Origin of the sequence: Nonomuraea sp. NPDC049649 (genome assembly GCF_040675175.1) — a bacterium.
Taxonomy (GTDB): Bacteria; Actinomycetota; Actinomycetes; order Streptosporangiales; family Streptosporangiaceae; genus Nonomuraea.
Genome location: NZ_JBFAOH010000015.1, coordinates 95,465 through 121,872, shown reverse-complemented (window position 1 = coordinate 121,872; position 26,408 = coordinate 95,465). Strand labels below are relative to the sequence as shown.

Here is a 26,408-nt window from a genome sequence, read left to right as displayed (position 1 = left end):
ACCCCGGAAGTCGGCCGCCAGGCGAATGCCGGGACCCTGACTCTCCGGTCCCTGGCGGCTACGGAAAGTGGACCTCCATGAGGTGGAAACGGTGAACGAGCATCCGCCTATTGAACCGTCCGAAACTGGCGTCGCTGCAAACGGAGTGCCTCTGGACCATGGCTACGACTGGGGCGAGCGGATCAAGCTGAAGAACTCGGGTGCGAGCACGTGAGCCCGCCGCGCGGGAACGCGACCGAGCACGAGCGCGTCATCACCCCCGAAGCTTTCGAGCAGCTACGACTACGCACTCGTCGTTTCATCGACGAGGAACTGGCCGCCGGCCATTTCGAGCCCCAGTGCGATTCATGGCTGATCGGATTCGACCGTGAATTCAGCCGGCGTCTGGCCGCGCAGGGGATGGTCGGCATGACGCTCCCAGAGCGGTTCGGTGGTGCTGGCCTCACAGCCCTGCATCGGTTCGTGGTGATCGAAGAGCTGCTCGCGGCCGGTGCTCCGCTAGCGGCGCACTGGTTCGCGGAGCGGCAAGTCGGCCCGGCCATGATGCGCTACGGCAGCGAGGACATGCAGAAGGAATGGCTGCCGCGCATCGCGCGCGGTGAGGTGTGCTTCGCCATCGGCCTGTCGGAGCCGGACGCGGGCTCCGACCTCGCGGCCGTCCGGACTCGCGCCGAGCCGGTTGAGGGTGGCTTCCGCCTCCACGGCACGAAGATCTGGTCGAGCAACGCACACCGTTGCGACGCCATCGTCGTGCTGGCCCGGACGTCGGACGAGGGACGCAAGCACGCGGGTCTCACGCAACTAGTGGTCCGGTTGCCCGATCCCACCGTTACGGTTTCCCCTATCCAGTCCATCGACGGGCAGCACCACTTCAACGAGGTCGTCTTCGAAGACACCCTGGTCGGGAAGAATGACGTCCTGGGTACGGTGGGTGCCGGCTGGAGGCAGGTCGTCGGGGAGCTCGCCTTCGAGCGCAGCGGCCCGGAGCGGTACCTCTCGACCATGCCCCTGCTGCGCGCCGTGGTAGCGAAGACGAACGGTCGTCACGATCTTGACCGTGCGGTGGCCGACCTGCTGTCCCATATCAGCACGTTGCGACACATGTCGGAGCAAGTGGCCCGCTCGATGTCCGACGGCAGTGCCCCGGACCCGGTCGCAGCCTCAGTTGTCAAGGACCTTGGCACCCGCCTCGAGGTGGAGACAGTCGACCTGGCGCACCGCCTCGCGCGAGCGGTGGACACCCCGTCCCCACGGCTGACGCGCCTGCTCCGCGAGGCGCGTGTGCAAGCACCTGGCTTCACCATCCGTGGCGGAGCCAGCGAGATTCTGCGCGCCATCATCGCGAAGGAGCTGGTGAGGTGAGCGGCCGCGACTTCTTCTGGCCCGACGACCCTGACTTGAGAGTCCTGGCGGACAGCGTCAGGGAATCCGTATCCGCCGCCGAGCGGGGTGCGGTGCTCGCGCCGGACAACGACATCTGGCAGCGATGGATCGCGATGGAGTTCGATCGAGTGGGACTTCCGGAGCGCTTCGGTGGACCTGGTGGCACCCTCCACGATGTGGTCACCGTCGAGATGACTCTGGCGGCCGTCCCGGTGAGCTTGCCCGCACTGGCAACCACCGTCCTGACTCATGAACTGCTCGGTGACCTGGACCACCCGCGCGAGCGTGGGCTCCTGCCCCTCTTGCCGCAGCGCCCCGCACCACTCGTCGACGGACGGGTGACCGCCCGCATCGACGGCGTCTGGTGGTACGGCGGGACCAGTTCGCTGCTGCTCCCAGTCGTGCTCGGCCTGGACGGCGGCAGTGCGCAGGCTTGGTCCCTGGCCCGCCTGGACATCGACGAAAAGGACGTCGTCGTCTCCGAGAACCTGGCCGGCGAGCCCCGGGCGCGACTGGACCTGAGGGAACGTCGTGTGACAGTGCTCGACGCGCACTGGGCGCTGTCACGGTACCGGAAGGTCCAGGCCACGGCCGTTCTCCTGACCGCCGCGCGTCTCGTGGGTGCGCTCCGCGAGGTCCGAGATCTCACGGTCACCTATGTCGCGGAGCGGCGGCAGTTCGACCGTCCTCTCGCCGTCCATCCGGTCGTGCAGCAAGGTCTCGCCGAGATCGCCGAGCAGGTCAGCGCCGCCCTGGCGGCGCTCGACCTGGCGGCGCGTACCGGACACGCGGGACAGGCCTTCGCTGCCGGCCACCGGGCCGCGGAGGCAGCGGGGGTAGTGGCCCGCCTGTCCCATCAACTGCAAGGCGCCATGGGGACAAGCCGGGAGTACCCGCTGGGCCTGTACACCCGTCGGCTCTGGGCGTGGACCGACGAGACCGACCTGGTCGAACGCTCCCTTGCCCTGCTACAGCAGGAGGTCAACGAGCGAACAGAGGTACGAGGCGACCTCTGGGCGGCCGTCGAGGCGCTACGGGGCTCCGGTCGGCCGGCCTAGCACCCCGTCGGTCACGAACCGCAACAATCGGAGGAAATGCGATGAGCGACGACTTCGGCAACTTCATCGCCGGGGAGTGGCGCGAACCCTCGGCCGAGAGGGCGATCGAGGTGGAGAACCCTACGACTCTGGAGCGGCTGGCGACCGTCCCGGACTCGTCGGACAAGGAGGTCGACGAGGCGGTCACCGCTGCTCGCGATGCCTTCGAGTCGTGGTCACAGACTCCGCGGGCGGAGCGTGTCGAGCGGCTGCGCCGCATGGGCGAGCTGATGGATGAGCGCGCCAGCACGCTCGCCAAGATCGTCGTCGCCGACCTCGGCGCACCCGCCGTGATCGCCCGCAAGGCGCATGTCGGGCTGGCCCGTATGGTCCTCGCCGACATCGCCGACCGGCTGTCGAAGCCGCAGGAGGAACTGCGCATCGGCAACTCGCGGGTGATTCGTGAGCCCTACGGTGTGGTGGGGGCCATCACCCCGTGGAACTATCCGTTGTACCAGGTGATGGCCAAGATCGCTCCGGCCTTGGGCGCGGGCTGCACCGTGGTGCTCAAACCGAGCGAGGTGGCCCCTCTTGCGGCCTATGAGCTGACCGCTATCGCGGAGTGGGCTGGTATCCCGGCCGGAGTTCTCAACCTGGTGTCCGGGACCGGCCCGGTGGCAGGCGCCGCCCTGGCCGCTCACCCGGGCGTCGACCTGGTGTCGTTCACCGGTTCCGTCACCGCTGGTCGCGCCGTGGCGGCCGGCGCCGGGGCACAGGGCACCCGGACAACCCTGGAACTGGGGGGCAAGTCCGCCGCGGTGGTGCTGCCCGACGCTGATCTCGCCCGCGCTGTCAAGGCGACTCTCGCAGACGTGATGCTCAACAGCGGCCAGACATGCCGCGCGCTGACTCGGCTCGTGGTGCATGAGGACCAGTACGACGAGGCTGTCGAAGTGCTGGTCCGGGAGACTCCGAAGTGGACCGTGGGCGACCCGCGCGATCCCTCGACGCGACTCGGCCCGCTGGTCTCCGCGACCCAGCGGGACCGGGTACGCGACTACATCGCGCGGGCGCTGGACGACGGAGCGCGTCTGATCGCCGGCTCCGCCGAATCGCCTGAGACTGGCTTCCCCGGCCACTTCGTTTCTCCTGCCGTGCTCGGAGGCGTCGAGCGCGACGCAGAGATCGCTCAAGAGGAGGTCTTCGGCCCGGTACTCGTGGTGCTGACTTACCGCGACGAGGACGACGCGGTCGCGGTCGCCAACGCCACGCAGTACGGACTCTCCGGCGCTGTGTGGTCGGGGGTCGAGGCGCGTGCGGTTGCCGTGGCCCGGCGCCTGCGCACCGGACAGGTCGACATCAACGGCGGCCGGTTCAACCTGGGCGCCCCTTTCGGTGGCTACCGGAGCTCGGGCTACGGCCGTGAGCTCGGCCCGCTCGGCATTGAGGAGTTCCAGCAGGTCAAGTCGCTGCAGTTCTGACCTGTCCTGTTGTTGCCTGTCGCTTCCCGAGGAAGGAGCGTTCCATCAAACACCTCGAGGTCCTCAGACATGGTCACGTCAACCATTTCACCCCGGACTACGCCGAAACGATGCGAGCCCTCACTGAAGGACTCGGAGGGCGCGCGTTCCGCGAGTGGGCAACCCCCGAGGCCGGTTCCGCCAACGCGTTGGTGTCTCTGGGGCCGCTGTGCGTGGAGGTTTTCGCGCCGCGCGACCCGGAGGGACCGATCGGGCAGTGGTTGGCACGCTACCCGGCCGGCTGGCACTCCCTGGAGTGGACCGTGCCCGATCTCGCCGAAGCCGCCGCGGTCCTGGAGAGGGCGGGCGTACGGATCACCGAGAAGACCGACGATTACCTCTTCACTCACCCCAAGGACCTCGACGGTCTCTGCCTGGAGGTGACCCATCACTTCTTCGACGACGACCCGCGGGGAGCCGACGACTGGGACACCGCGCGTGGGCTCGCGGGGACCATCCCGTTCGCCGGGCTCCCGCGGATCCTGGTCGCTGTGCCCGACCCGGTTTCGTCGGCGCGCAGGCTTGCCGCGCTGCTCGGTGCTCCGGTAGAGGTAGTCGACCGTTCCGAGATCGGTGGGATCGGGAGCGTGATCGCGTTTCCCGACCATCACGTGGAGTACGTCGGACCTGTCCCCAACGCCTACGGTGCCGTCAGCCGTCGCCTCGACGCCCAACCGCCCGGTGTCTGGGCGGTCGAGTTGCCCGTCGGCGACCTCGCGGCGGCCGGTGCGGCGCTTCCTGAGGCGCTTCGGGCGGGTGCCTGTGACACCGAGTCCGCCCTGTGGCTGTCTCCGGAGGCGAACCACGGTGCGGTGTTCGTGCTCACGGGGCCTCGCTCCTGAGCCCGGATGTGCTGGGGGCGGCGTGTGGCCGCTGCCATAGCCCCGGTCGCTACGCCCGCCTGTGTTAGCAGGGACGTCGTGCCGATATCAAATCTGTGGCAGTCGACTGCCAATTCGAACTCAAGACTGTCGAGTTTCGCCGACATTTGCGAGGTCTAGGAAAAATCGACCTCCCCGAATGCTGCGTAGATGACAGCCATGTGTCACCATAGCGATCGGGACGGATACCGCACCAGCGAGGCTCGTCTGTTGCGTTGCATCCGCAGAGATGGGAGGGCAGATGCTCCGTTCGTTGCAAGGAGCCGCAGTCGTCGGAATCGGACGAACCCAGTACGTCAGGTCGTCCGGCCGGACGACCTTGGCAATGGCAGCCGAGGCGGCCCGGAACGCGCTGGCAGATTGCGGTCTGACCGCCGCCGACGTCGATGGCATCACTGCGTTCGGTACCGACCAGCTCCGTCCGAGTCAGGTTGCCTACGCAATTGGGGTGGAGGACCTGGGGTGGTGCCTCAGCGTTTCCGGCGGAGGCAACGTGGTGACGACCACCGTGACCGGAGCAGCAGCGGCGATCGCATCAGGCCAGGCGGAAGTGGTTGTCGTCTATCGGGTCATCGGTTCGGACACTCGCTATGGAAAGGCGGCCGGCCGGATCGAAGTCGCGGGAGAGGGTCAATTCGCGGGCCCGCATGGGTACCTCGTTCCACCGCAATGGTTTGCGATGTTCTGTCGCAGGCACCAGTACGAATACGGGTCGAGCGCAGAGGATCTTGGCGCCATCGCAGTACAGAGTCGAACCCACGCATCGCGCAACTCCCATGCCGTAGCACGCACGCCGATCACGATCGATGACTACCTGGCGAGCCGTTGGGTCAGCGAGCCGTTCCGGGTCTTCGACTGCTGCTATGAAGTCGACGGGGCTGTCGCGATCGTGCTGACTACAGCAGAGCGTGCCAAGCACCTGCCCCACAAACCCGTGTACATTCTCGGCGCAGCCGACAGTAACCGTTTCGGCGGCTCGGTCGACCAATGGGATGACATGACGTGCATGTACTCACGTGACGCCGCCCCCAAGCTCTGGGCGCGAAGCGGCCTCAAGTTCTCCGACATCGATATCGCACTGATGTATGACTGCTTCACCTTCACACTCATGGCGACCTTTGAGGATTTCGGTTTCTGCCAGAAGGGCGAGGTCGGGGACTACTTCCGCGAGGGGCGAGCCACGTACGGCGGGGATGTCGTCGTCAATCCGCATGGCGGGCTTCTGTCCGAGGGCTATATCCATGGGCTCAATCATCACTACGAGGCCGTGCTGCAGCTTCGTGGTGACGCCGAGCAGCGGCAGGTGAGCGATGCCCAGACCGCATTGGTCACCTCTGGAGCTGGACCTTTCGGAGGCGCGTTGATCTATGGGACGGAGGCGACGCTGTGATCAACAGGGAGCCGGACATCGCGCAGCGAAGCGCGGATAGGCCTACTTCAGGTGAAGCGACCCGACGGACGCTCCCGGGTGCGCTTCGATACCCACCGCAACCAGTGCCCGATCCCGACACGAGGGCCTTCTGGGAGGCGACGGCCGACGGGAGGCTGGCCGTCTGCCGTTGCCAGTCTTGTGGCAAGTGGATGCATCCGCCGCTCGAACGCTGCCGGGAATGCGGCGGTACTACGGCATTTGAATACGTCACGGGAAGTGGCGTGGTCTACTCCTTCATCGTCCAGCGCCAACCCCTCGTCGCCGGCTACGTCGACCAGACCCCATACGTTGTGGCTCTGGTTGAGCTGGACGAGCAGCCCGGTCTTCGGCTGCCGACCCGCATCGTGGGAGTCGACCCGCCTGACGTCACCTGCGGCATGCGCGTAGAAGCAGAGTTCGTCGACCTGCCCGGCGGTGACTTCAAGGTGCCTGTTTTCCGCCCAGCAGCTGCTCGTCATGCTCTCACGACGCTCCGACCTGACCAGTGACCGGCTCCCGATCCGAATGAGCGCCCATCGGATGTCCCCAACCGACCCAAGCTCTGGGGTCCGACCCACCACACGTGAAGATCACAAGGCTCGGACCCGGCAAGCACTCATCGACGCCGCGTTGACGTTGTTCGCGACGAAGGGCTACGACTCGACGACGACGGAGGAGATCGCCGAATGGGCCGGGGTCTCCCCGCGCACCTTCTTCCGCTACTTCGAGACGAAGGACCGCGTCCTCTTCTTCGGCGGCGACCATTTCAATCAGGCAGTCGTTCGTGCGTTGCCGGCTCAGCCGCAAGAAATCGGAGATCTCGCGGCTTTGGCGGCAGTCCTGATCGACATCGCCCCGCGCATTGTGCCGTTGAAACAGCGCATCCGGCTCTATTACAAGGCGGTGGAAAGCTCTACCGCCTTGCTGGGTCAGCATGCCCGGGCCAACGCCACCCACAATGCGGCGCTCGCTGTCGCACTGGCGGCACGCCGGGGACTGGCTCGCCCCGACGAGAGCTGTCATCTAGCGGCAGCTGTCGCCACGGCAACGATAGGACGCACCTTCCGCCTTTGGCTGGCATCTCGGCGCGACCTGGCTGAGCTGATCAAGGACAGCTTCGCGTCGCTCCGGGCACTGGCCCGCGGCGGTGAATCGGATTAGGAACGCGGCCGGGGCCAGGGCCCGGTGGGCAGTTCGTCGGCCGGTCGCCGCGCCCTGCCGTATGCCCGAGGCCCTGGCCTGCTCCCGCCATGATCGCCATACAGCCAGCGAGGAGATCGCCAGCGGACGACGAGGAGGTCCGCGCCGGATCACATGACGGCGCCGCGCTCCTTGGCGGCGATGATGTCGTCCCAGGTCATCCCGGCCTCCAACAGCACCTCCTCGGTGTGCTGGCCGTGCTCGGGCGCCTGGGCCGGGCGGGGAGCGCTCTCGTCGATCTGGATCGGGTTGGCAACGAAGCGGTACGGCACACCCGCCGCATCCGTGGCCTCGACGAGGTACTCGTTGGCGACGGCCTGAGGGTCACGCAGCACCTCCTGCGGCGACTGGACCACCGCCCAGACGCCCTCCTGCTTGGCAAGCGCGCGACGCCAGTGGTCGAGGTCATGTTCGGCGAAAGTCCGGTCCAGTTCCTCGACCGCCTCGGCGGCGTTCTTCACCAGCGAGGCACCGTCGGGGAACCGCGGGTCTTCGGCAAGGTCGGGGCGACCGATCGCCTCGCAAAGAGGGCGCCAGTAGCGGTCAGGCTGGAGCATGACGAGCTGGAGCCAGCGATTGTCCCTGGTCCGGTAGGAGTTGGTGATCGGGTTGAGCGCCATCTTGCCGACGCCCGTGGGAATGCGGTCCACGTCGAAGAAGTCGGCGGCCATGATGTCGGGGGCCATCGTCCACATGGCCTGGGACAACAGGGACACGTCCACGACGGATGGCTCACCAGTGCGCTCCCTGCGGTACAGCGCGGCGACGATCCCCCCGGCCAACGTCAGACCAGAGGGCAGGTCGCCGTATGCGGGGCGTTGTGCCATGGGCCGTTCCGTGGGGTCAGTGGCCAGAGCGTAGGCCACCGACCCCCTGGCAAGATACGACGCGGCGTCAAAACCGCCGTTCGTGGCCTCCGGGCCGCGGGGACCCAGTCCAGAGCCTCGGGCGTAGATCAGCTTAGGATTGACGGCGCGCAGATCCTCCACGTCGATGCGTAGCTTGCGACGCGCGTCGGACAGCCAGTTGGTGAGGAACACGTCGGCATTCTCAACCAGCTTGAGCAGCAGTTCCCGGCCGACTTCGTGGCGCAGGTCGAGCCCGACGCTGCGCTTGCCCCGGTTGCCCAGCTCCAGCATGTAATCCAGCGCGGTCTTGCCCTTGCCGGGTGCGAGCCCTCCGACCACCAGGGCACGGCCCGGGTCACCTCCCTGCGGGTGCTCGATCTTGATCACATCGGCACCCCAGTCCGCCAATGCCACTCCCGCGGCCGGGACGAAGGTCCAGGACGCCAGCTCGATCACGCGGACACCTGAAAGCACGTCGGTCATGTAAACCACCTCTGGGCCGTGCGGCACAAGGCCGCGCTCGGGGCGGGAGCAGCGCGGTCGTTCCTGATCAGGCTAGGAGACCGGAAAGCTCGGCACGCCCGTTGTAGCGTTCTACCGTAGTGACTACTGTATGGCTCACTATAAGCCTGTGCAATGGGACGGCCTCGATCTCGTGCGTACGGATTGAGGCCCTGTGGGAGGAGGCGGACAGCCGCGATGAACACCTTGATGCTGCTGGACATGGCCGTGTCGGGATTCGGGGACCGGGTAGCCCTCGGATCCCGCCGAAACGGCATCACTTACGCGCGGCTGCGAGCGGCCGCCGCCGTTGGAGCGAAGCTGATCAGGGAAGGGGGCCGGCGGACCGTCGTGTTCGTGGGCGAGAACGGCCCGGCCCTTCCGGTCGCGATGTTCGCCGCAGCCGCGGCGAACGTGCCGTTCCTGCCGCTGAACTACCGGCTCGCACCGGAAGCCATCGCCGACGCCCTGTCGAAGCAGGATGCCCCGCTGCTCATTGCCGGCGACAAGATCGCCGCACTGGCCGGTGAGGAGGTGACGTCGGTCCCGCTCGCGGACTGGCCCGCCCGCTGCCTGGCCGAGACTGACCTCGACCTGCCGGTCGAGTTCGCCGACGCCGACGACGTGGCCGTCCTGCTGCAGACCAGCGGCACCACCTCAGCGCCCAAGAGCGCGGTGCTGCGCCACCGTCACCTGGCATCGTACGCACTGGGCACGGTGGAGTTCGGCTCCGCCGGTACGGACGAGGCCACGCTGGTCGCGGTTCCGCCCTACCACATCGCGGCGGTAGCGAACTTGCTGACGAACCTGTACGCCGGGCGCCGCATCGTCTACCTGGACGCTTTCTCCGCCGCCGGGTGGCTCGACATCGTGCGGGAGGAGGGCATCACCCACACCATGGTCGTACCGACTATGCTGGCCCGGATCGTGGACGAGCTGGAACGCACCGGAGAGTCCGCGCCCGGCTCCCTGCGCTCGTTGTCGTACGGCGGGGCCAAGATGCCGCGCCCTGTGATCGAGAAGGCTCTGAAGTTGTTCCCCAGCACCGACTTCGTCAACGCCTACGGCCTGACCGAGACGTCGTCGTCGATCGCGGTGCTGTTTCCCGAGGACCACCGTCAGGCCGCCGCCTCCGAGGATCCGGCGGTGCGGGCCAGGCTGGGGTCGGTCGGACGACCTCTTCCGGGGATCACGATCGAGATCCGCGATGATCGGGGGGAGGTCTGCCCGCCGAACTTCCCGGGCGAGATCTGGGTTCGCGGCGCGCAGGTCGCCGGCGAGTACCTGGAGTCAGGCACACTGCTGGACGCGGACGGGTGGTTCGCCACGCGCGACCACGGTCACGTTGACGAGGAGGGATATCTGTTCGTCGGCGGCCGGTCGGACGACACGATCATCCGCGGCGGGGAGAACATCGCCCCGGCCGAGGTGGAGGACGTCATCCTGGATCATCCCGCGGTGGCCGAGGTCGCCGTCGCCGGGGTGGACGACGACGAGTGGGGCCACCGCATCGTGGCATTCGTCGTCACCAAGTCGGGGCAACCTGTCGACCCCGAGGACATCCGCGAGTGGGTGCGGGCCAGGCTGCGCAGTTCCCGCACGCCGGACGAGGTGTTGTTCCTCAGCGAGCTGCCGCAGACGGCGACTGGCAAGATCCTGCGGAGAGAGCTGGTAAAGCTGGCCGCGGGCTGACGACAATCAGCGAGGCCTTTCCGAAGCAATTCATCATCTCTTGCCTGCATCACCTGCCCCTAAGCCGAGGGGAGAGGCGCGAGCCCTCGCCTCTGGGCGTCTCTCCTGGCAGCAGACACCGTGCCTGCGGCCCGGCGAGGCGGGTGGCATGACTTGTCCGCCGTCAGCGGGCGGGGCCGCCGAATGGGCTGGCAGCTTAAGGAGGAACTGGACGTGGAAGAGACAGACGTGGCATTGCTCGTCATCCGGGTGTGCGTTGGACTCACCTTGGTGGCGCATGGCCTCAATCACGCCTTCGGCGGAGGCAAGATCGCCGGAACGGCGCGCTGGTTCGAAGGGCTTGGGCTGCGGCCGGGCGTTGTGCACGCCTGGTCGAGCGTGCTCGCCGAAGTGGCCGCCGGGCTAGGCCTCGTCTTCGGCCTTCTCACCCCGCTGGCTTGCGCTGCCGGGATCGGTGTGATGACGGTTGCCGGGGTCATCTCGCATCGTCGCAACGGCTTCTTCGTGTTCAAGGACGGTTACGAGTACGTTCTGATGATCGCGATGATGTGCGCCGCCGTCGCGCTCGCCGGTCCCGGGGCAGCCTCGATCGACCACGCACTCGGCCTCGAACTGGCCGGCGTGACCGGCCTGGCCGTCGCGGTGGGCCTCGGGCTGGTGGGCGCCGGGCTGCTGCTCGCCCTGGCCTGGCGTCCCACCCCGCCTGAGGTCTCAGAGGGAAACAAGTGACGGCGGGAGAAGCCAGGCCACTCGAGTCACACCCCTGCAATCATCGAGACGGTCTCGGCCACAGCAGTCCTCGGCAAGGCGTGGCCCAGACTGCTCTTCTCGGCCACTGACATTCGGTGGTGATGGGCAGCACCCCTCCTCGGCGGTCAACTCGCCGCGCCTGGCCCGCCTCATGCGGGTCACGCGCGATCCGCCGGGAACCGTGGATGCTGCCCTCTCCCCCGCGGACGGAACCTTGACGACACACGCCGCTCCCCGCCCAGGCCGATACCGCAGAGCGATGTCGTGGGCGAAAGCCACGCTTCCCCCGGACCGAGAATGTCGCCGATCAGGACGTCGGGTGCGACTCAGTCCACGATCGAAGTGTTGCATGCCGAAATGGTTTCGGTAAGACTATCGGTATGGCTATTACCCATGATGATCGTGCATTTTATGGGCCTGTCGCATCAGGGCCTGGCACGGTTGCGGAAAGGGAGCGGACATGACGATGACCGAGAGGGCGACGGCGTTGAACACGCCGCCGGTGCCGGTGCCCACCGCCCTTACGGAATTCTTCTGGGAGGGCGTGCGATCCGGAGAATTGCGGATCCTGCGCTGCCAGGCATGCAGGTACTTCGTGCACTACCCGCGCCCGCTGTGCAACAAGTGCGGATCCACCGACCTCGCACCGGAACAAGTCTCCGGACGGGCCGTCGTCTACAGCTACACGTGGGCGGCCCAGGCGTTCCATCCCTACTTCGTGGACCGCGTGCCGTACAACATCGCGGTGGTCGAACTGGTCGAGCAGCCGGGGCTCCGCATGACCACGAACGTCGTGGACTGCCCGCCGCAGACGCTGCGAACTGGCATGGCGGTCGAGGTGGTCTTCCGGCAGGTCGGCCCTGACCTGGTCCTGCCGCTGTTCCAGCCGGACACCACGGGTGAGCCGGTATCCACACAGAATGAGGAGGAGCGATGAAGGGCAACGAGCGGGTCGCCGCAGTTGGAGTGGGCTATTCGACCACCGGGCGGCGTACCGGCCTGACCTCCTGGCAGCTCGCGATCCAGGCGGCCACCGCTGCGCTCGCCGATGCCGGAATGACGGCGAAGGACCTCGACGGTGTCGCTCTGCTGTGGGGTGTGGCAGGACCCGCGCCGGAGGGCCTCGACGTGGTCGATCCGCAGGATCTCGGCTACATGCTCGGTGTCGAGGAACTCAACTGGTATGCCACCGCGGGGCCGTCCTACATCGGGCCCGCACTGCAGGCAGTCGCTGCGATCAAGGCCGGTTTCTGCCATACCGTGCTGACCTTGCGGATCATCAACCAGGCGGTCAGCGCGAAGGACCAGCTGGCCCGGACGGATGTCGCGCCAGAGCCGACCCCTGCCCTCGGCGACAGCCAGTTCACTGCACCGTTCGGCTCGGTCTCCCCTGTGCAGTCGGTCGCTGCGCTCCCCACCCGGCGACACATGGACGTGTTCGGCACCACAGAAGCGCAGTTCGGTGCGCACGTCGTGGCGCAGCGCCACCACGCGAGCATGAACGAAGAGGCGTTCTTCCGTGATCCGCTCACCGTGGACGACTACCTGGCCGCGCGGTACATCAGCACGCCGGTGCGAGTCCTGGACTGTGACTATCCGGTGGACTCGGCGTCCGCGGTCATCTTCACCAGCGGTGAACGGGCGCGCAACTGGCGGAAGAAGCCGGTATATGTGGAATCGGCGGCCTACTCGTCCGTGAAGTACATGACCTTTGAAAACCTGGACGACTTCACCCAGTCGTCGCCGTTCCACGCGGCCCGTGAACTCTGGAAGCGTACAGACCTGCGTCCAGAGGACGTAGACTGCGCCCAGCTCTACGACGGATTCACCATCATCGTCCTCCAGTGGCTGGAGGCGCTCGGGTTCTGCGGGCTCGGCGAGTCGGGCCCGTTCGTGGAGGAGGGGCATACGCGGCTCGGCGGCAGGATCCCGGTGAACACTGACGGCGGCGCGTGCAATGTGGGCCGCAGGCACGGGGCGAACTTCTGCATCGAGTCGATCCGCCAGCTTCGCGGTGAATGTGGGGAGCGTCAGGTCCCGGGAGCCGAGGTAGCGGTGTGGACCAACGCGGCTGGCCCGTTCTCCGGCGCCATGCTCATGACAGCATCATAGTCTCGAAATCCGCCGTCCCGTGGGTCTGCCGGCTCCACGGGACGGCGGCGACCCGTCCCCGCTGAAGAGCCGGCTTGAATGGACGCCCGGGGCCGGAAGACCGTCTCAGGCTTGTGCCCGGGCGCGGGCGAGCTGCTGACCCAAGCCCTCGATGGCGGTCGTCAGGCCAGCTTCAAAATCGTCGTCGGTGGCGAAGCTGCTCGACCAGTGCTCGACCGCTTGAGACATGACCGGCATGGTCTCCGGGTCGGCGATGGAGGCCAGTGCCTTCCTGTCGTCAGTGGGCTGGCCCGCAGCCGCATACAGCCGGTCCTGCAATACGCAGCCTCTGGTGTAGACAGATAGCGTCTTATAGGCGTGAAGGGCCTCACGTACCGGGAAACCGGCGTCCACGAGCACCTTCAGCTCCCGCTCCAGCCGTCTGAAGATGAGCTCCTTCGCTCGCTCCGACCGCATAGGGGCTCGCAGGACGATGAGGTCGCACAGGGCCGGGTTCTCGACGAAGACCCGCCGAAAGGCGCGGAAATAGTGCCGCAGGTGATCGTCCCAGGCGTAACCGGTGAACGTGGGCATGATCTCGTCGAACTGTGTGGCGGCCTGCTCGACAAGCGCGTCGATCAGCTCGTCCTTGCTGCGGAAGTACCAGTAGATACTGGTGACTCCGACACCGAGATGGCGAGCGAGCTTGGGCATGCTCAGCTCATCGACACTCTCCGCCTCGACGAGTTCGAAGGCCTTCGTGATGATCTCCTCACGGCTCAGCGACCCCCGTGGCCGACGGGTCGACCTTCCAGGCTTTGTCCTCGTCTGCCCTGCTCTCGGCGGCATGCGGATCTCTCCCAGCAGTGTGCCTTACAGTTAACATTACCGAAGCCAGTCTACGGTGGTTTGCCGTTACGGATACCGGAATCGGCGACTCTCATGCCGTCCAGCCCTCCGGGCCACGGTCGTCCCCGAGCAGGGCCGCCCCATCTCTTCGACGAGACTCCTTTCCGTGCGCTGACGTCCACCCAGACAGGCGGGATTTACGCGCTCCTCATTCTTTCATACATCACCGTATATCTTACGGTAAGCATGTTTGCAACTGCTTTCAAACTTCCTGTGAGCGCCGGCTGGGGAGCAGACACCCGCCGCGGACCCGCCTGGCGGGATGATCTGCACCAGGACTAGGGCCCTCTCGCCTTGCCCGTGCGACAAACCCGCCGCTAGCGGGAGAAGCAGGTAGTGACAAGACGTCCAGTTGGAAGTACCGTAAGCCTTACGAACTAACAGACGGCAGGCGTTTCAGCCGGAGCCAGGCTTTCCGGTGGTCGCGCGGTCGGCCAGGCGGAGTCTCGCCGAAATGCGTGCGCTTTGCGCCCGAAGTCCTTCAGAAGGAGGATCCCGTTGCTTCCCGAAGACGCGAAAATCATCTCCGTTGATGATCACGTGATCGAGCACAGGCAGGTCTGGCTCGACCGGCTCCCAAGTAAGTACCGGGACGTCGCACCCCGGATCGAACGCGTCGCCGACGGCAATGACTGGTGGATCTACGAGGGCGAGAAGGCCGGGAACTTCGCCCTCAACGCCGTCGCGGGCAAGCGTCCCGAGGAGTACGGCCTGGACCCCCGCTCCTACGACGACATGCTCCCCGGCTGCTACAAGATCGAGGATCGGATCCGGGACATGGACACCGAGGGGGTCTGGGCCCAGCTCTGCTTCCCGAACATGGGCGGCTTCGCCGGCACAGTGTTCTCCAAATCAAAGGACATGGAGCTGGCGAAGCTCTGCGTGCAGGCCTACAACGACTTCATTCTCGACGAGTGGTGCGCCTACGCGCCGGAGCGCCAGATCCCGCTCGTCATGGTGCCCTGGTGGGACGTCGAGGCGTCGGTCGCCGAGGTGTACCGAACGGCGGCCAAGGGGGCGAAGTCGTTCACCTTCATCGAGCTGCCACACCGGCTCGGCCTGCCCTCCTGGCACACCGACCACTGGGACCCGCTACTCTCCGCGGCCCAGGAAACCGACATGCCGATCTCGCTGCACTTCGGCTCTGGCGGCGCTCCGGACGTGTCACCCGAAGGCAGCTCGAAGAACTTCACGGTGGCGATCTCGCTCTTCGGGCTGAACTCCATGTCAGCCACCGCGGAACTGCTGCTGTCTCCCGTATTCCACAAGTTCCCGAACCTGAAGGTCGCACTGTCCGAGGGCGGCATCGGCTGGATGCCGTACATGCTGGAGCGGATCGACTTCGTCTGGGAACGGCACCGCTGGTATAACGAGGTCAACCGCGAGGTCCGGCCGTCCGAGCTGTTCCGCAAACACATCTACGGCTGCTTCATCTCCGACTACGCCGGGATCGCGAACCGGCACCTGATCGGGATCGACAACATCATGTTTGAGAGCGACTATCCGCACTCGGACAGCAACTGGCCGAACACCCGCAAGATCCTGGCCGAGGCGTTGCTCGACGTGCCGGACGACGAGGCGCGCAAGATGGTCGAGCTGAACGCCCGCCGGGTGTACAACTTCCCGGCCTGACCCTCACGTTCCGTGAGACGGGTCCGCTCCTGGTGTTTCGCGCCCGCTCCCACCGTGCGGTCGGAGCGGGCGCGCGGCATGCTCCCGGCTGGAGCCCGTCCTCCCTGGTGGCGAGAGTGTCATGCTGCTGCACGAGCCGCATGACACGCCCCGGACGGTTCAGGGGGCAGGAATGCCCAGCTCGGCGAGCACACGCCCGGTGTCCTGCCCGCTGGCCGGCGCGGTGCCGGTGACCTTGCGCGGCAGCGGCTCCTGGACCTCCACCGGGCCGTGCACGGTGTCCACGACCCACTTGTCGCCCCGCCTGTGCGCCGCTGCCGAAGGGGTGCCCGGAGTGTCGTCCGGGTCAAGTGCGGCGGCGCACACGTCGGCCATCGCCACGTCCCACAGCACACCGGAACCACTCGGCGAAGTGCTCGCCGCGAGCACCGCGGCGGCCAGCCCTGTGAGCGGATCGGCGATCGCGTCGCCGCAGAACAGAGGGTTTCCCTCGGCGTCGTACGCCAGAAGCCCGCTCGCCGCTGCCACGTCGTCGCCGAAGCCGACCCGGTTCGCGGACCTGCCGTACGCGGTGATGGAGATCCAGACGGTCCCGGAGGCGACCGCCTCGTCCGCGTCGAGGCCGAACCGGGCAAGCGCGCGAGGGCGCGACGCCTCGATGACGATGTCGGCAGCGCCCACCAGCCGGGCCATCGCGCGTCGCCCCGCTGGTGTGTCCGGATCGAGCACGACCGAGCGATGTCCAGCGTGAAGCAGCCGATAGAAGCCCCGGTTGCCGTCCCTGGCGCCGTCCGGCCGCCGCGGCGTCTCAACCTTGACGATGCGCGCCCCGGCGAGGCCAAGCAGGTGCGCGCAGAGCGGTCCCGCCCACAGTGCGCTGAAGTCCACTACGAGCAGATCGCGCAGCGGCCGCCCGCCTGGTCCCGGTCTGGGGAGCGCGACCGGTTCGGCGGGCGGCCGCACCGCTCCCGCGGCCACGCCGAGCAGTTCGGCGCGCTCGGCGAGTTCCGCCCCGGTATGCTCGCGCAGCCAACGGGCGACGCCGGGCCAGGGGTCGTCACCGACGTCGGCGCAGACCAGCGCACCGAGCAGCGCCGGGTCGTCCGGCCGCGCACAGGAGACCGCCGCCCAGCCATCCGCGGTGGGCAGCAACCGGCACGCCCCTCCCACGGACACCGCGCCTCTCCTGCGGCCCCCCGTGAAGGCCGCCCGCTCCGACAGCAGCCGGGCGCCGTCCAGCGGCACGGAGGTCAGCTCAGTGAATCGGTCTGCCAGCTCGTGCGCCAGGGTGGCGGCGTAGCCGGACGGCACCAACGGGGGCCCGTCCGGGCGGCCGGTGAGCGGCATGACGCCACTGCGGGCCCAGTCGGCTACCGGGTCCCGGGGGTACCGCGATATGTCGTCCCGTTCGTCGTCCAGCACACAGCAAAGGATACACTTTTAAAAGTTTTGCAAGATGTCGTACCTATTCCGTTAAAGCCGTGTGTGGTCGAAGGCGAGAGGCGGACACGATGACGGATCTTCCACTCCCTGCCGACGTCCAGCGACTGTCCGTCGCCGAGCTGGCCGCGGGTCTCCCCGGGCTCTCCGCCGGTGGACCACTGCTGGACTCTTCCGGGCGTGTACAACATCCGCTGGCGGTTGTGGAACTGACCGGCGAGGACGACGTGGCGACTCTTAGGACGGCGGCGGAACGCGCTCGCTCCTGCGACCGCATACTCGCCGGGTTTGCCGCCATGCCGCTGTCGGCCGCGTACGACAAGCTGATCGAGGCCCTCGATCTGACCCTGACCGGCCCCGCGGCCGGTGAGGCGGGACGCCCGTGCGTAGCCGTCCCGGACCTCAGCGAGGGGCTGGCCATCTTGGCAGAGGCTGTCGCACGCAATCCGCAGGCGTCCGTGCTGCTGGCAGGCGTGTTGCGGATGACCGAGCCGATGACGGTGCCGTGCGCACTCGACGCCGAGTCCTTGGCGTACTCGACTCTGCTGGGCGGGCCGGAGTTTCGCCGCTGGCTGGAGGGACGGCGGCGCAGGCCGGTGCCGGATCCGCCTGCGCCGCCGGTGCTCGCCGAGCGGACTGACGAGGCGATGCGGATCACACTCAACCGCCCTGAACGGCGCAACGCATACGGCAGGGCACTACGTGATGCGCTGGTGGAGAGCCTGCTCCCTGCGATCGTGGACGACAGCATCGCCCGTGTAGAAGTCACGGGGGCCGGGCCGTCTTTCTGCTCCGGCGGAGATCTGGATGAGTTCGGGCTGGCCCCGGACCCGGTGACCGCTCACCTGGTGCGCACCAGAGGCGGGGCAGGGCGGTTGTTCCACGATTTGGCGGACCGGCTCGAGGTACGGGTGCACGGCAGTTGCGTCGGCGCCGGTATCGAGTTGCCTGCCTTCGCCGGGCGGGTGGTCGCCGCGCCGGGCACGACTTTTCGGCTGCCCGAGGTAGGCATGGGGCTGATCCCTGGGGCAGGCGGCACAGTCAGCATTCCACGCCGGATCGGCCGGTGGAGGACGCTCCACCTCGCGGTCACCGGCACCCTCCTTGACGCGGAGACCGCGCTGGCCTGGGGTTTGGTAGACGAGATCGCCACCCATTGAACATTGGCGGCGGAGACGCCGACTGCACCACGAGTTGAATCTTCTTCGCAGGGTTTCCTGCGAGCGATCACAACTACGAGCGCGCCCCCGGGGCTGGCCCCGGGGGCGCGCTCGACGAGAGACTGATGCTCCCGTTCCTACGTGCTGCCCATGTCAGTCGGAGGCCGGCAGCGGCTTCGCGGTCTGGACCGACAAGACCTCCCCGTCCATCGTGAGCGGACCGCCTCCCGCCTTGACGCACAGCAACTCGATCCGGCGCGCCTCGTCGGAGTAGCGCTTGCCGAGCACGATGTCGGGGGTGGTGGGACCGCCGTTGGCCGCAACATCAACCTGCTCGTCTGCGCGAGCCAACAGCTGGCCGCCGCAGCGCAGCTCCACGTCTTCACCCGGAGCGCGGATAACGATCACCTCGGTCGTGCACACCCGGCTGCGCAGACGGTCCCCCGCCTTAACCAATCCCATCCTTCGTCTCTCCCTGACCATAGGCACCGACGTCGCAGCGCGCGCCAGTGCGGACATCCGCTTATCGAAAGCTATACGGTATATCTAACCGTAGCTGACTGGAGAGCGATAGGTAAACCCTGCAAAGCCACTGTCGCTCTCCGGCCTGCCACAGCGTCCCGCCTGTTCAGTCACCCTGTTCCGCATCCCAGACACGCCCCAGCAAGGACTCCACCAAGCCGAGCAGCGGACGATGGTCAGGGTTCCACAGGTCGTGACCTAGGCCCTCCAGCGTGTGAACCTCCACGCCCGGCAGCGCCTCCCGGTAACGGTCGGCCGTCGCGTCGGTCACCAGAACGCTGCGCCGAGTGCCCCGTACCACCAAGAACGGGCCGCGCAGCTCGCCCAGGCGGTCCCACATCGGCCGGTCGACCGCCTCACGCTGGATGGCCCGCACGGCGTGAGGAGCGACCCGCTCGGGGATGGGCACTCCGCGCAGGACTTGACTGAGTGCCTTGCGGGGCCAGGCTTCCGGCAGGGCAACGTGCTCAGCGCCGTAATCTCCGGCGAGGAATCCGCGAACCCGGCAGGGATGTCGCAGTGCGTAGCCGAGGCCGTAGCTGACCCCACGCGAGATTGCGACGACGGTGAAATCCCGCAGTCCGGCCGCCTCGGCCACCGCTTCCAGGTCGCACACGTGGTCGGCCAGGTCGTACCCGGAGTCCGGCACGTCGCTCGGCCCCCGGCCACGCAGGTCGACGGCCACCACCCTGCGCGGGGCCAGGGACTCGATCAGCCAGGCATACTCTCGGGCCAGCTCACCGAATCCAGGCACCACGAGCACCGCCCCGCCGGGGGCGTCGTCCCTGCCGCCCTCCACATAATGCAGTCGTACATCGCCGTTCGACGCCCATCCGCTGCGTACGGCCTGATGGGCTACGGATGTCGGCCTCACGAGAGGTTTGGGTCGCGGGGCAGCTTGAGCAGCCGCTCGGCGATGACATTGCGACCGATCTCCGAGGTGCCACCCGCGATGCTGAGGCACCGGTCGAAGAGGTACTCGAAGACGATTTCCGGCTCGCCATCGCTTACCGCAGCGTCCCCCGCGATCCGTAGCCCGAGTTCTGAGACCCGCTGAGCGTGCTCGGCCGAGAGCAGCTTGGTGATGTTGCCCTCCGGGCCGGGGCCGCCACCGGCGACCGCCCGGGCGGCCTGACGCAGATTGAGCAGCCGCATCGCCTGCTCCTCCGCGATCAGCCGGGCCACGGCTCGTCCCTCGGCCACATCGCTGGGCAGACGCCGGTCGAGCAGCGAGAGAACATCCAGTGCGGAAAGCCCCTCGCGACTGCCGCCACCGATGGAAACCCGCTCGTTGCCCAGCGTGGCCCTGGCGACGGTCCAGCCCCGGTTCACCTCGCCGACCACGTCTGCATCGGGGACGAACACGTCGTTGAGGAAGACCTCGTTGAAGAGCGCCTCACCGGTGATCTCGCGGAGCGGCCGGATCTCCACCCCGGGGGCGTGCATGTCGATCACCATGGTGGTGATGCCCTTGTGCTTAGGCGCATCGGGACCGGTGCGCACGGTGGCCAGGCCACGGTTGCAGTCCTGCGCCCCGCTGGTCCACACCTTCTGGCCGCTGACCCGCCAGCCGCCCTCCACCTTGGTCGCCCTGGCTTGCACGGCCGCCGCATCAGAGCCCGCCCCCGGCTCGGAGAAGAGCTGGCACCAGACCAGCTCGCCGCGCAGGCTCGGCCCGACCCACCGTTCGACCTGTTCGGGTGTGCCATGCTGCACCAGGGTGAGGACCACCCAGCCGCCGATGCCGAGATTCGGGAACTCGACGCCGGTCAGCTCCTCCTCGATGACGAGCTGCTCGACCGCACCTGCGCCGCGGCCCCACGGCTTGGGCCAGTGCGGCACCAGGTAACCGGACTCGACCAGAGCTTGGCGGCGCTCTTCTTCGGGCAACGCCGAGTAACGTTCGGCGAACGCCCGGGCGTCAGCGCGGAAGCGATCCGCCTCTTCGGGCAGATCAAGGCTGTAGGAGCGGCGGACCCCGGCGCGGGAAAGCCGCACAATTTCCTCCTCTGCGGCGGAAACCGGTCCGAACAGTGCGGCCGTCGCCACTGCCCGCCGCAGGAACAGGTGAGCGTCGTGTTCCCAGGTGAAGCCGATACCGCCGTGGATCTGGATGTTGGTCTGTGCGTTGCGCACCGCCGCGTCCAACGCGATCGACGCAGCGACTGCGGAAGCCAAGTCCGACTGGTCACCCCCCTGGCTGCCCGCGGTGAACGCCCGGGACGAGTCCCAGGCGACCGCAGTCGCCAGCTCGGCGGCGACCAGCATGTTCGCGCAGTGATGCTTGACCGCCTGGAAGGTGCCGATCGGCCGGCCGAACTGGACCCGGATCTTCGCGTACTCGGTGGCCATTTCAACGCAGGCGTGCGCGATGCCCGCGGCCTCCGCAGCCGTCAGCGCCCGTACCAGCCGCATCCCCGCTGTGCGGGCACCGGCCAGTACCCGGGCGTCGTCGATCGCGACACCTTTCAGAAACACCGCCGCCGCCCGACGGGTCGGGTCGATCCCGTCCAACGGCACGACATTCACGCCGGGGGCGTCTGCGTCCACCACTACGAGGTCGTCGCCGACTGCGAGAACCAGCAGCGCGCCGGGGACATGGCCACCGAGTACGAGACCGGCGTCCCCGCTGTAGGTTCCCGCGGCGTCCTTGGCCAGGACCCCGCCCAAACCGAGCGCGGCGGGCTGCGAGCCGTCGGCAAGGCCGGGCAGCACTTCCCGGCACAGTTCAGGCGATCCCGCTGCCGCTATCACTCCCGACGCGAGCACCGTGGGCAGGAAGGGCCCTGGGACCACCTCTCGGGCCAGTTCCTCGAGGACCACGGCCAGCTCGGGGACGCCGTAGCCCTGCCCGCCGTACTCCTCGGGCAGATGCAGTCCGAGCCAGCCCAACTCGCAGAGTTGCTTCCAGTACGGCGGAGCTGACTCCTCACCGCCGTCGAGCCGTTCGCGTGCCGCCGTACGCGCGTTCTGGTCGGCGAGAAACGCGCGCGCGACCTCGGCCAGCGTGCGGTGGTCATCCGTGATCGCCAGGGCCATGTGCCCCTCCACTTCCAGTTCACGATGTCAGCACGGAGGCGCCGAGCGCACTCCCATAAGCATTACCGTATGCTTTTCGAAAGGCGCAGACAACACCGGGCTGTGCACTGACATGTCCGGTGGCCTCGACCCGGCAACCGATACGAAGGACCCCTATGGCGTCTCCCTCGCGACTTCTGCCACTCCTCAACGAGTTGGGGCCGGCACCCAAGAATCCTCATCAGGGGACGCCCCGGCGCGAGCCGTCATCCGTTCGCCGGACGAGCCACCTCGACATGACCTGGCCAGGCGGGCTGGAAAACGACATGCACATAAACGCGGCAGCACGCGACCTCGTCACCGACACTGAGGCGAATCCCCGCGCCTTGGCTGATGCCACCCTGCATGTGACTGTGGACCGCAGCCGGACCCTTACCAGCGTGACCAGCAAGCCGAACCGGGATGAGCTTAGGGAGCTGGTAGGAACGGGCGGCGGCAGCGGCTACCGGTCCCGCCTGCAGTCCCTGGTACCCGATGACCTGGCCCAGGGGACCCCGCTGTACTTCCTGCTGGATGACCTGCCGGGTGTGACCCTCGTCGGGCCGTTCGCCTGGTGGCTGTGGCGCCAGGGAATGGCGGGGTACGCCAGCCGTTCCCAGGGCAGCACCGCGCGGCACATGCAGGATGTCTGCGCAGGATTCCGTTCGGACGGGCTGCCGATCAAACAGATGATCGACGGCGTGGACCCGCCTTACAACCTGGTGCCCGCGTTGGACCTGGCTCAGCCCGATGATCCGCTGGCCTGGCACCCGATCCCCGAGCCTCCGGCCGCCTCGCCCATGCTCAGGCGCCGCCGCCTGGTGGACGTCGTCGTGGTCGACGGAGAAGTGCGGGTGAACTCGCTTTTCCGGGACAGTATGTGGAGCCCTGAACGTGTCGAGATGGTCGTCCACGAGTACGGCCTGCATGCCACCGTGGATCGGGAGACGATGCGGCTATCTGCGATCAGCGCAGATCCGCGGGTACTCCCGTTTCAGACCTGCCCTGCCGCGGCTGCGAATGTGGACCTGCTGCTGGGCGAACCGATGGGCAGCCTGCGGCACAGGGTGCGTGAGCTGGTGATCGGCACCGATGGTTGCACCCACCTCAACGACGCACTCCGCGCACTCGCCGAGGTCCCGGTGCTGCTGGACCAGCTATCGGCTGTCGGGGGCCCGGGATAACCGCGGGTGAGCGGGCACCACCCACAGATTCCCGGAATTGCCCAGCGGGTCCGCCTACCCAAGCCGCCGCCTGGCTTCCTCCAATCTGCGGTGACTCTGCGCAGCCTTCATCCGGCGGTGTCGCGGCCGAGCAGATCGTTCAGGCGACGCTGCGCGTTGGCCAGCCCAAAGTCCACATCAGGTAGCTGCCATGGCCCACGGCACCTCATGCCTGGGGGACCGTAGGGGGACCGGCAGTATCGGACACTCCCGTTTCGGGGCGGTTTTTCCGATACTGTCCGGCCCCTCTACAACTTGCTCACCTGCGGGAATGCCAGTAAGCGGCAAGGCTCGGCATCACCCGGCATGCTGATCGTCAGACTCATAATCCGTGGGTCGTGGGTTCAAGTCCCACCCGCCCTACCCACCTCACCAGGTACGAGGCACCCTATCCCGCTTCCGCGGGCGGGGGAAGCAGGGGCTGGGAGACCGAAGGGGGACCGCCAGTCGCGGACACCCCTCCGCCAGCCCCCTTCGAGGCACCGGAGCCGCGCTGGCCTCCGCGGCCGCACGCGCCATCTCCGGAAGCACCGAGGTGTAGATGTCTGAAGTGATCAAGCTCCGCTGCCTCCGCTCGTCAAGGTCCATCAGGAGATTGCCCGCGGAGTCCGGACGGCGAGGCAGGGACGCGTCGTTCAGTCCTGCTGGTCAGCCGAAGTTGATCCAGGCCCGGGTCGCGCCTGTTCCCGGGGCGACGTCGAGGTAGTCGGCCCGGCCGTCGGCGTTGAGGTCGGCGAACTGGATCCGGCTGCCGTCGACGCCGACACCGCTGGCGACCTCGCCGCCCGGATACCAGTACCAGTCGCCGCCGTCGGGCTTGGGGCCGCCGTTCCGCCAGACATGAACAGAGCTGTCGTACTGCGCCAAGCCGCCCTCTCTGGGATCGACAGGGTTGATGCCGCCCTCTCTGGGATCGTCGGGATTGACGCCGCCCTCTCTGGGATCGGGGTCGGTGCTGCCTATGAGGATGTAGTCGGCAGCCCGGGACCCGTGGAGCGGGGCGAACCGGATTCGGTGGCCGGGCTGGCCGACGCCGCCGGCGATGGTGCCTTGAGGGAGCCAGTACCAGTCGCCGCCGCTGGGCTTCGGACCGCCGTTGAGCCAAGCCTGGACGGAACTGTCATCGTTGACCTTCACATAGTCAGCTCTGCCGTCACCATCAAGGTCCGCGAAACGGATATTCGCTCCAGATGCGCCGACACCGCCGGCGATCGTGCCCTGGGGCAACCAGTACCAGTCACCGCCGCTGGGCTTCGGACCGCCGTTGAGCCAAGCCTGGACGGAACTGTCATCGTTGACCTTCACATAGTCAGCTCTGCCGTCACCATCAAGGTCCGCGAAACGGATATCGGCTCCAGATGCGCCGACACCGCCGGCGATCGTGCCCTGAGGGAACCAGTACCAGTCACCGCCGCTGGGCTTCGGGCCGCCGTTGAGCCAGGCGCGGACGGAGCTGTCATCGTTGACTTCGATGTAGTCGGCTCTGGCGTCACCGTCGAGGTCGGCGTAGAGGACTCTGCTGGTGTCTCCGCCGTTGGTCCCGGACGCGATCGTGCCCTGCGGGAACCAGCCTCTGACGGGGGCCGGGGCCGGGTTCCCGCCGCCGGGTGCGCCGATCCAGCCGGCCCGCCCCACCTGCACCAGGCCGTGGTAGAACGCTCCCGCCATCTTCAGGTAGCCGGAGTCGTTGGGGTGCAGGAGGTCGGCCAGGTCGGTGAGCGTCACCGACGCCATGTTGACCAGGTAGACGTGCTTGCCGGAGGCCCACCGCGCCCCGATCTCCGGCCGGATCGCCTCGTTGAACCGACGGATCCGCTCCTGGGTCGTCCCCGAGTTGGACGGGACGATCGTCGAGACGAGGAGGGTCACGTCGGGGGCGGCCCGGAAGATCTGGTCGATGAGGGCTCCGAGCCTGGCCGGCGCGCCGTCCGGGTCGTCGTTGTTGTTCATGTCGTTGGTGCCGATGTGCAGCAGCACCACGTTGGGCCGGTACGTGGCCAGCGCCGCGTCGGTGATGCCGGCGAGCTGGGAGATCGTCCAGCCGGGGCGTCCCTCGTGGGCGTCGGGCGCCGGGCCCGAGCGTTGTGAGCCGACGAACGTGACGTCGGCCCCCTCCTCCCTCAGCAGGTCGTTGAGCATCGGCCGGTAGCCGCCGCCGTTCGAGCTGCCCGCACCGTGGGTGATCGAGTCGCCCAGCGGCATGATCCGCAGATTTCGCTGGAGGTTCGATGCCGTCCCCGCCCAGGCCGCCAGTTCCGCTTCCAGGAGCTCCCTCAGTTCCTGACTCTCGAACCGCAGGCCGAGCTGCGTCACGTTCTCGGCGACGGTGCGGCCGAACCAGCGTTCCAGCCAGGGCGCCTGGTTCCTGATCCAGCCGCCGGCCTTCGCGAGGGACGTGGCGAGTTGCGCCTTCGCCCACGGGGCGAGGTACTTCTCCCAGACGAAGCCGCCGGCCAGCCCGAGCAGGCCGGCGATGATGATGTCCCTGGTCGCCTCGACGGTGCCCAGGGTGCCCGCGAACACGTGCGAGACCAGCGCCGACATGACGCCGGTCATGGCGCCCTGGAGAGGGGTGCAGATCAGCGGGATGAGCGCGGCTCCCACGCCGCTGGCCATCATGGAGCCGATGCACAGCATCCTGAGCCCGTATCCGACGACGTAGCCGACGGCGAAGGCGGCGACGTCCTGCCAGAAACCGGCGCTGGTGATCTCCCCGGCCGGGATGGTGAGGACCAGCCCGCTGCCGCTGGGAGTCAGCTCCACCGAACCGGCGAAGTCGGGCCACACCGAGGGGTCGAACCGGTCGGGCAGCGGGGTCGGGCTGTCCGCGACGGCCTGCTTGAGCGCGCCGCCCAGGCTGCCGTGTTCCCTGATCTCCGCCTGCATCTCGGGGACGATGTCCCGCATGACGGCAGGGTCCAGGCCGAGGTCGGAGGCGTTGAGGGTGATGGTGATGGCCTGGTCGGCCGCTCGCGCCGGCATGGCGGGGGCGAGGCACACCACCATCAGGATGGACAGCAGGGGGACCACGAAACGACGGGAGAATGCCGATAAACCGCGCGCTTGCAACATCTTCCACCTATGTGAGGGAACGCTACGTAATCGGGCTGCAGCTCCCCAGGAAAGTACCGCCGGTCAAGTGATGGTGATC

At 67.6% G+C, this 26,408-nt stretch carries 21 protein-coding genes; 14 read left to right on the top strand and 7 right to left on the bottom strand.

Going from position 1 to position 26,408, the window contains the following annotated elements:
• Positions 1-210: 210 nt before the first annotated feature.
• The 7 genes from AB0J42_RS20735 to AB0J42_RS20705 all read left to right on the top strand — a co-directional run bounded on the left by AB0J42_RS20735 (position 211) and on the right by AB0J42_RS20705 (position 7,393).
• On the top strand, positions 211-1,362 hold the full coding sequence (locus AB0J42_RS20735) for an acyl-CoA dehydrogenase family protein (protein WP_364296685.1): 1,152 nt from the start codon (positions 211-213) through the stop codon (positions 1,360-1,362).
• Entirely contained in the window at positions 1,359-2,441 is a 1,083-nt protein-coding gene (locus tag AB0J42_RS20730; protein ID WP_364296683.1) for an acyl-CoA dehydrogenase family protein, read from the top strand. The genes AB0J42_RS20735 and AB0J42_RS20730 overlap by 4 nt, the downstream gene beginning before the upstream one ends.
• Positions 2,442-2,482: 41 nt before the next feature.
• Positions 2,483-3,901, top strand: coding sequence for an aldehyde dehydrogenase family protein (locus AB0J42_RS20725; protein WP_364296681.1), 1,419 nt, complete (start codon positions 2,483-2,485; stop codon positions 3,899-3,901).
• Positions 3,898-4,782: a VOC family protein gene (locus AB0J42_RS20720; RefSeq protein ID WP_364296737.1), complete on the top strand. Its 885-nt coding sequence runs from the start codon at positions 3,898-3,900 to the stop codon at positions 4,780-4,782. Before AB0J42_RS20725 ends, AB0J42_RS20720 begins: the two co-directional genes overlap by 4 nt.
• A gap of 364 nt (positions 4,783-5,146) precedes the next feature.
• Positions 5,147-6,211, top strand: a complete 1,065-nt coding sequence (locus AB0J42_RS20715; RefSeq protein WP_364296680.1) for an acetyl-CoA acetyltransferase — start codon at positions 5,147-5,149, stop codon at positions 6,209-6,211.
• 104 nt (positions 6,212-6,315) lie between these two features.
• The gene (locus AB0J42_RS20710) at positions 6,316-6,741 is read left to right on the top strand and encodes an OB-fold domain-containing protein (RefSeq protein ID WP_364296678.1); all 426 of its coding nucleotides are present in this window, start codon (positions 6,316-6,318) and stop codon (positions 6,739-6,741) included.
• Positions 6,710-7,393: a TetR family transcriptional regulator gene (locus tag AB0J42_RS20705; RefSeq protein ID WP_364296676.1), complete on the top strand. Its 684-nt coding sequence runs from the start codon at positions 6,710-6,712 to the stop codon at positions 7,391-7,393. Before AB0J42_RS20710 ends, AB0J42_RS20705 begins: the two co-directional genes overlap by 32 nt.
• A 149-nt stretch (positions 7,394-7,542) precedes the next feature.
• Here AB0J42_RS20705 and AB0J42_RS20700 read toward each other — a convergent pair whose 3' ends face one another.
• On the bottom strand, positions 7,543-8,763 hold the full coding sequence (locus AB0J42_RS20700) for a CoA transferase (protein WP_364296674.1): 1,221 nt from the start codon (positions 8,761-8,763) through the stop codon (positions 7,543-7,545).
• A 216-nt stretch (positions 8,764-8,979) separates the two neighbouring features.
• On the opposite strand from AB0J42_RS20700, the gene AB0J42_RS20695 reads away from it, so the two are divergent.
• The 4 genes from AB0J42_RS20695 to AB0J42_RS20680 all read left to right on the top strand — a co-directional run bounded on the left by AB0J42_RS20695 (position 8,980) and on the right by AB0J42_RS20680 (position 13,335).
• Positions 8,980-10,473, top strand: a complete 1,494-nt coding sequence (locus AB0J42_RS20695) for a class I adenylate-forming enzyme family protein (protein WP_364296672.1) — start codon at positions 8,980-8,982, stop codon at positions 10,471-10,473.
• 213 nt (positions 10,474-10,686) lie between these two features.
• Positions 10,687-11,202: a DoxX family protein gene (locus tag AB0J42_RS20690; protein WP_364296670.1), complete on the top strand. Its 516-nt coding sequence runs from the start codon at positions 10,687-10,689 to the stop codon at positions 11,200-11,202.
• A 481-nt stretch (positions 11,203-11,683) separates the two neighbouring features.
• On the top strand, positions 11,684-12,160 hold the full coding sequence (locus AB0J42_RS20685; protein WP_364296668.1) for an OB-fold domain-containing protein: 477 nt from the start codon (positions 11,684-11,686) through the stop codon (positions 12,158-12,160).
• A complete protein-coding gene (locus tag AB0J42_RS20680; RefSeq protein WP_364296666.1) occupies positions 12,157-13,335 on the top strand; it encodes a thiolase family protein in 1,179 nt (392 codons plus the stop codon). The genes AB0J42_RS20685 and AB0J42_RS20680 overlap by 4 nt, the downstream gene beginning before the upstream one ends.
• Before the next feature lie 105 nt (positions 13,336-13,440).
• Here the strand turns inward: AB0J42_RS20680 and AB0J42_RS20675 are convergent, their stop codons facing one another.
• Positions 13,441-14,163, bottom strand: a complete 723-nt coding sequence (locus AB0J42_RS20675) for a TetR/AcrR family transcriptional regulator C-terminal domain-containing protein (protein ID WP_364296664.1) — start codon at positions 14,161-14,163, stop codon at positions 13,441-13,443.
• 600 nt (positions 14,164-14,763) lie between these two features.
• On the opposite strand from AB0J42_RS20675, the gene AB0J42_RS20670 reads away from it, so the two are divergent.
• Positions 14,764-15,855 carry an amidohydrolase family protein gene (locus AB0J42_RS20670; RefSeq protein ID WP_364296662.1) on the top strand — a complete coding sequence of 364 codons (1,092 nt, stop codon included), beginning with the start codon at positions 14,764-14,766 and terminating at the stop codon, positions 15,853-15,855.
• 159 nt (positions 15,856-16,014) lie between these two features.
• Here the strand turns inward: AB0J42_RS20670 and AB0J42_RS20665 are convergent, their stop codons facing one another.
• The gene (locus AB0J42_RS20665) at positions 16,015-17,277 is read right to left on the bottom strand and encodes a CoA transferase (protein ID WP_364296660.1); all 1,263 of its coding nucleotides are present in this window, start codon (positions 17,275-17,277) and stop codon (positions 16,015-16,017) included.
• A gap of 221 nt (positions 17,278-17,498) precedes the next feature.
• Between AB0J42_RS20665 and AB0J42_RS20660 the strand changes: the two genes are divergently transcribed.
• Positions 17,499-18,455: an enoyl-CoA hydratase/isomerase family protein gene (locus tag AB0J42_RS20660; RefSeq protein ID WP_364296658.1), complete on the top strand. Its 957-nt coding sequence runs from the start codon at positions 17,499-17,501 to the stop codon at positions 18,453-18,455.
• A 153-nt stretch (positions 18,456-18,608) separates the two neighbouring features.
• Here the strand turns inward: AB0J42_RS20660 and AB0J42_RS20655 are convergent, their stop codons facing one another.
• The 3 genes from AB0J42_RS20655 to AB0J42_RS20645 form a co-directional block, all read right to left on the bottom strand.
• A complete protein-coding gene (locus AB0J42_RS20655; protein WP_364296656.1) occupies positions 18,609-18,917 on the bottom strand; it encodes a hypothetical protein in 309 nt (102 codons plus the stop codon).
• A gap of 166 nt (positions 18,918-19,083) precedes the next feature.
• The gene (locus AB0J42_RS20650; protein WP_364296654.1) at positions 19,084-19,776 is read right to left on the bottom strand and encodes an alpha/beta fold hydrolase; all 693 of its coding nucleotides are present in this window, start codon (positions 19,774-19,776) and stop codon (positions 19,084-19,086) included.
• Positions 19,777-19,847: 71 nt separating this feature from the next.
• Complete coding sequence (locus AB0J42_RS20645) at positions 19,848-22,016, bottom strand: acyl-CoA dehydrogenase (protein WP_364296652.1); 2,169 nt, start codon at positions 22,014-22,016, stop codon at positions 19,848-19,850.
• 275 nt (positions 22,017-22,291) lie between these two features.
• On the opposite strand from AB0J42_RS20645, the gene AB0J42_RS20640 reads away from it, so the two are divergent.
• Positions 22,292-23,218 carry a DUF2889 domain-containing protein gene (locus AB0J42_RS20640; protein WP_364296650.1) on the top strand — a complete coding sequence of 309 codons (927 nt, stop codon included), beginning with the start codon at positions 22,292-22,294 and terminating at the stop codon, positions 23,216-23,218.
• 687 nt (positions 23,219-23,905) lie between these two features.
• Here AB0J42_RS20640 and AB0J42_RS20635 read toward each other — a convergent pair.
• Positions 23,906-26,287 (bottom strand): GDSL-type esterase/lipase family protein, encoded by a 2,382-nt coding sequence (locus tag AB0J42_RS20635; RefSeq protein ID WP_364296648.1) that lies wholly within the window; start codon positions 26,285-26,287, stop codon positions 23,906-23,908.
• Positions 26,288-26,408 lie beyond the last annotated feature (121 nt).

Excerpts from the sequence above, each read along its gene's own strand:
- AB0J42_RS20715 (WP_364296680.1), top strand. The coding sequence starts at position 5,147 with ATGGCAGCCGAGGCGGCCCGGAACGCGCTGGCAGATTGCGGTCTGACC.
- AB0J42_RS20685 (WP_364296668.1), top strand. The coding sequence starts at position 11,684 with ATGACGATGACCGAGAGGGCGACGGCGTTGAACACGCCGCCGGTGCCG.
- AB0J42_RS20645 (WP_364296652.1), bottom strand. The coding sequence starts at position 22,016 with ATGGCCCTGGCGATCACGGATGACCACCGCACGCTGGCCGAGGTCGCG.
- AB0J42_RS20675 (WP_364296664.1), bottom strand. The coding sequence starts at position 14,163 with ATGCCGCCGAGAGCAGGGCAGACGAGGACAAAGCCTGGAAGGTCGACC.
- AB0J42_RS20725 (WP_364296681.1), top strand. The coding sequence starts at position 2,483 with ATGAGCGACGACTTCGGCAACTTCATCGCCGGGGAGTGGCGCGAACCC.
- AB0J42_RS20705 (WP_364296676.1), top strand. The coding sequence starts at position 6,710 with ATGCTCTCACGACGCTCCGACCTGACCAGTGACCGGCTCCCGATCCGA.
- AB0J42_RS20640 (WP_364296650.1), top strand. The coding sequence starts at position 22,292 with ATGACCTGGCCAGGCGGGCTGGAAAACGACATGCACATAAACGCGGCA.
- AB0J42_RS20700 (WP_364296674.1), bottom strand. The coding sequence starts at position 8,763 with ATGACCGACGTGCTTTCAGGTGTCCGCGTGATCGAGCTGGCGTCCTGG.
- AB0J42_RS20655 (WP_364296656.1), bottom strand. The coding sequence starts at position 18,917 with ATGGGATTGGTTAAGGCGGGGGACCGTCTGCGCAGCCGGGTGTGCACG.
- AB0J42_RS20680 (WP_364296666.1), top strand. The coding sequence starts at position 12,157 with ATGAAGGGCAACGAGCGGGTCGCCGCAGTTGGAGTGGGCTATTCGACC.
- AB0J42_RS20695 (WP_364296672.1), top strand. The coding sequence starts at position 8,980 with ATGAACACCTTGATGCTGCTGGACATGGCCGTGTCGGGATTCGGGGAC.